General features: G+C 71.6%; 6 protein-coding genes. 3 read left to right on the top strand and 3 right to left on the bottom strand.

Annotation, left to right across the window (positions count from 1 at the left end; all coding sequences use genetic code 11):
- Positions 1-589, top strand: a 589-nt coding sequence (locus CCN42_RS25270) for a class I SAM-dependent methyltransferase (protein ID WP_086739065.1), incomplete at its 5' end; no start/stop codon positions are given.
- A 337-nt stretch (positions 590-926) separates the two neighbouring features.
- Here the strand turns inward: CCN42_RS25270 and CCN42_RS25265 are convergent.
- Complete coding sequence (locus CCN42_RS25265) at positions 927-1799, bottom strand: aldo/keto reductase family oxidoreductase (RefSeq protein ID WP_086739063.1); 873 nt, start codon at positions 1797-1799, stop codon at positions 927-929.
- Positions 1800-1930: 131 nt separating this feature from the next.
- Here CCN42_RS25265 and CCN42_RS25260 point away from each other — a divergent pair, with 131 nt between their 5' ends.
- Positions 1931-2362, top strand: coding sequence for a winged helix-turn-helix transcriptional regulator (locus CCN42_RS25260; protein ID WP_086739061.1), 432 nt, complete (start codon positions 1931-1933; stop codon positions 2360-2362).
- A gap of 116 nt (positions 2363-2478) precedes the next feature.
- Here the strand turns inward: CCN42_RS25260 and CCN42_RS25255 are convergent, their stop codons facing one another.
- Positions 2479-3000, bottom strand: a complete 522-nt coding sequence (locus CCN42_RS25255; protein ID WP_086739059.1) for a flavoprotein — start codon at positions 2998-3000, stop codon at positions 2479-2481.
- Between the two features lie 9 nt (positions 3001-3009).
- Positions 3010-3468, bottom strand: a complete 459-nt coding sequence (locus CCN42_RS25250; RefSeq protein WP_086739057.1) for a nuclear transport factor 2 family protein — start codon at positions 3466-3468, stop codon at positions 3010-3012.
- Positions 3469-3570: 102 nt separating this feature from the next.
- On the opposite strand from CCN42_RS25250, the gene CCN42_RS25245 reads away from it, so the two are divergent.
- Positions 3571-4125, top strand: a complete 555-nt coding sequence (locus tag CCN42_RS25245; RefSeq protein WP_086739055.1) for a TetR/AcrR family transcriptional regulator — start codon at positions 3571-3573, stop codon at positions 4123-4125.
- Positions 4126-4146 lie beyond the last annotated feature (21 nt).

Raw genomic sequence — 4146 nt, 5'->3', positions numbered from 1 at the left:
CTCCGGCGGCGGGCAGCAGGGTCCGGTGCTGGCCGCGGCGGGCGCGCGGGTGACCGTCTTCGACAACTCGCCCCGCCAGCTGGCGCAGGACGAGACGGTCGCGGCGCGGGAGGGTCTCGACCTGCGCACCGTGCTCGGCGACGCGCGCGACCTGAGCGCGTTCCCGGACGCCTCGTTCGACCTTGTCGTCCACCCGGTCTCCAACCTGTTCATCCCGGAGCTGGCGCCCGTCTGGCGCGAGTGCCACCGCGTGCTACGCCCCGGCGGGACGCTGCTGTCCGGCTTCCTCAACCCGGACGTCTACCTCTTCGACGCCGAGTCCCTGGAGGCGCGCGGCGAGCTGGTGGTGCGCCACCGCCTGCCCTACAGCGACCTCACCCACCTGGAGCCCGCCGAGCGGGAACGGCTGTGGGGCCTCGACGCGCCGGTGGAGTACAGCCACACGCTCACTGAGCAGCTCGGCGGGCAGATCGCGGCGGGCTTCGCCATCACCGGCTTCGCCGAGGCGCCGCACCACTCGGAAGCCACCGCCGGCTGGCTCCCCGGCTACTTCGCCACGAAAGCGGTCAAGGCCGGCGCCGGTCACTGACCCTCCACCGGTCGGGCCGGGGCAGCGGTCAGGCCGGGGGCGGCTGGGTGAGGTGGGCAACGACCCTGCTGATACCAAGCCGTGACGGTGAACTCCACTGTCGTGCGGGGCCACCGACACGCGGCCGGGGCCCGCAAAAAGGCCCCGGCCGGCGAACCCGGCGACCACGCCATCGGCCGGTGACGCACCCGCTTGCACCGATGACATGGCCCGCTTGCGTGTCCCGCGCCCGCGAGGATGGCCCCGCACGAGGCCGGATCCGGTCCTGGCCGGCCTCCACATCGCGGGCATCCTCCTCTGGCCCGCCCGACAGCGCGGTCTCGGTCGGTGACCTTGTTCAGCGGCCGATGCTGTCCAGTTCGGCCATATCGTCGTCCGAGAGGGGGAGAGCGGCGCCCGCGATGTTCTCGCGCAGGTGGGCGGTGGACGAAGTTCCGGGGATGAGCAGGATGTTCGGCGAGCGCTGGATCAGCCAGGCCAGCGCGACCGACATGGACGTCGCCCCCAGTCGGTTCGCGACCTGTGAGAGGGCCTCGGACTGTAGCGGCGTGAAGCCTCCCAGGGGGAAGAACGGCACGTAGGCGATGCCGTCGGCGGCGAGATGATCTACGAGGTCGTCGTCGTGGCGGTGGGCGAGGTTGTACATGTTCTGCACGCATACGATCGGGGCGATGCTGCGCGCCTCGGCGACCTGCTCTCCGGTGACATTGCTGACGCCGAGGTGGCGGATCAGGCCCTCTCGCTGGAGGTCGACGAGCGTCTCGAATGCTTCGGCGATCGAGCCGGCCTGCGGACCCTGGGCGTCGCCCATGCGCATGTTGACCAGGTCGAGGGTATCGACGCCGAGGGATTCGAGGTTTTCATGGACCTGCTTGCGCAGGTCTTCGGGACGCCGGGCCGTGGGCCAGCCGCCCTGCGCGTCGCGGGTCGCGCCCACCTTGGTGGCGATGAACAGCGGCTTCGGGTAGGGGTGCAGCGCTTCACGGATCAGCTCATTCGTGATGCGCGGTCCGTAGGCGTCGCTGGTGTCGATGTGGGTGATCCCGAGGCTGACTGCCTCGCGCAGCACGGCCAGAGCGCCGTCGTGATCGGCGGGCGGCCCCATGACCCACGGGCCGGCGAGCTGCATCGCGCCGTAGCCGAACCGGGTGACGGACGAGTCACCCAGCGTCCAGGTTCCGCCGGGAAGAGGTGCGGAGGGCGTGTTCATCGCGGTGCCTTTCACTTCATGCAAGGGGGTGGTGTCTCCAGCCCCCGTGCACCACTCTCGGAAAGGAACTTCCTGTCGGGAAGTAGGCACTTTGAAGTGCGTAACACTCCAGAAGGTGGGAGGCGGGATCAGTGACGACGAAGGCCGGCAAGAAGGCACAGGCCAAGGCGGAGTACAACGCGTTCCTGGCGGTGTGCCCAAGCCGTCAGCTCCTGGACCGGATCTCGGACAAGTGGGTCGTCCTGATCCTGTGCGCACTGGGCGGTGACGCCCCCGCACCGTCCGGCGCATCGCACGCCCCGAAGGCGATGCGCTACTCCGAGCTGGCCCGGCTACTGGCTGGAGTCAGCCAGAAGATGTTGACCCAGACCCTACGGGCTCTCGAACGCGACGGCTTGCTCATCCGCACCGTGACGCCCACGGTCCCCCTCACCGTCACCTACGAGCTGACCGGCCTCGGCCTCTCGCTCCACCACCTGACACGCGGGCTCAGGCAGTGGGCCCAGACACACATGGAACAAGTCCTTGCCAATCGCGAGAGCCACGACGCACGAGCTTCCTAGCGTGGCAGCGTTCCCCGTCTCTGCTGCCAGTTGGCTCCCCCGCCGTCCGGTTCCCGGCACCGGTGGACGTCCGGGGCCGCGCGCCCGGCGCGCCTAGGCTGTTTCGCGGACACGGCCTAGCGGGACACGAGGTCGAGGCCCCGCTCCCACGGGAATCCGGCCGTGTCCCGGTTCTCGCCGGAGTACGGCTCGCCGAAGCGGACGCCCATGCCGCGCAGCCGGATCAGGCTCTCCTGGTAGGCGGGGTGGGCGGCCAGGGCGTCGGCGACGCAGGGCAGGGCGGCGACGGGCACGCCGAGGCCACTGGCCTCGCAGAGGGTGGCCACGGCGAGGGTGTCGGCGAGGCCCGCCGCCCACTTGTTGACGGTGTTGAAGGTGGCGGGCGCGACGACGACGGCGTCCGGGGGCGGAAAGGGGCGCGGGTCCCCCGGAGTGCGCCAGGCGGACCGGACGGGGCGGCCGGTCTGGGTCTCGACGGCGGCGGTGTCGAAGAAGCCGTTCATGGCGACGGGGGTGGCGATGACGCCGACCTCCCAGCCCCGCCGCTGGGCGGCGCCGATGAGTTCGCCGACGTCCGCGGCGATCCCGGCGGCGCAGACGACGACGTAGAGGAAGGGCTTGCCGGCCTGTTGAGTCACCCGGGCACCCTACTGAAGCGGGAAGGTCCGCCCGCGCTCGGCCTCGGGACGCGGGCCGTGGATGCGCCGCTCCCCCTCCTCGATGGGCACGTCGTCGATGCTGGCCTCGCGCCGGGTCATGAGCCCGCGCCCGTCGAACTCCCACAGTTCGTTGCCGTACGACCGCCACCACCGGCCGTGGGCGTCCCGTGACTCGTACTGGAAGCGGACCGCGATGCGGTTGCCGTCGAAGGCCCACAGGTCCTTGCGCAGGGCGTACTCCTCCTCCCGGGCCCACTTGGCGGTCAGGAAGCCGATGATCTCGGCGCGGCCGGTGAGGAAGGTGTCGCGGTTGCGCCACACCGAGTCCTCGGAGTACGCGAGCGCGACCTTGCGGGGGTCGCGGGTGTTCCAGGCGTCCTCGGCGGCCTGCACCTTCTGCGCGGCGGTCTCGCGGGTGAACGGGGGCAGGGGTGGACGGGCGGTCACGGTCGGCTCCCTCCGACACTGGAGAACGATCGTTCTCCGACTGGGCTGCTACGGTAGGAGAACGATCGTTCTCGCGTCAAGAGAGGGCAGGGCAGGCGGTTCATGGACAGCGCGGTGGCCCGCGAGCGGGCGTTGGACGCGGCGGAGGACCTCTTCTACGGGCGGGGCGTGCAGGCGGTCGGCATGGACGCCGTCCGCACCGCGTCAGGGCTCTCGCTCAAGCGGCTGTACCAGTTGTTCCCCGCCAAGGAGCATCTGGTCGAGGCGTATCTGGACCGGCGCGACGAGCGCTGGCGCGGACGGCTCGCCGCGCACGTCGCGGGGCACGCGGACCCTCGGCGGCGCCTGCTGGCGGTGTTCGACTGGCTGGAGGGCTGGTTCGCCGAGCCCGGCTTCCGGGGCTGCGCGTGGATCAACGCGTACGGCGAGCTGGGGGCCACCGCGCCGGGGGTGGCGGAGCGCGTGCGGGCGCACAAGGAGGCGTTCCGGGACTACCTCGCCGGCCTGGTCGCGGACGCGGGACTGCCCGCCGCGCTCACCGGGCCGCTGTTCCTGCTGGCCGAGGGCGCCATGGTCACCGCCGGCGTCACCCGGAGCAGCGCGCCGGCCGCCGAGGCGCGGGAGGCGGCCCGGCTGCTCCTGGGCTCCGCCGCCTGACGGCCGCGCGGCCGGGATGAA

This window comes from Streptomyces glaucescens (assembly GCF_002154375.1).
Taxonomy (GTDB): domain Bacteria; phylum Actinomycetota; class Actinomycetes; order Streptomycetales; family Streptomycetaceae; genus Streptomyces; species Streptomyces glaucescens.
The sequence above is the reverse complement of the archived record's forward strand: the minus strand, read 5'-3'. Positions and strand labels throughout refer to the sequence as shown.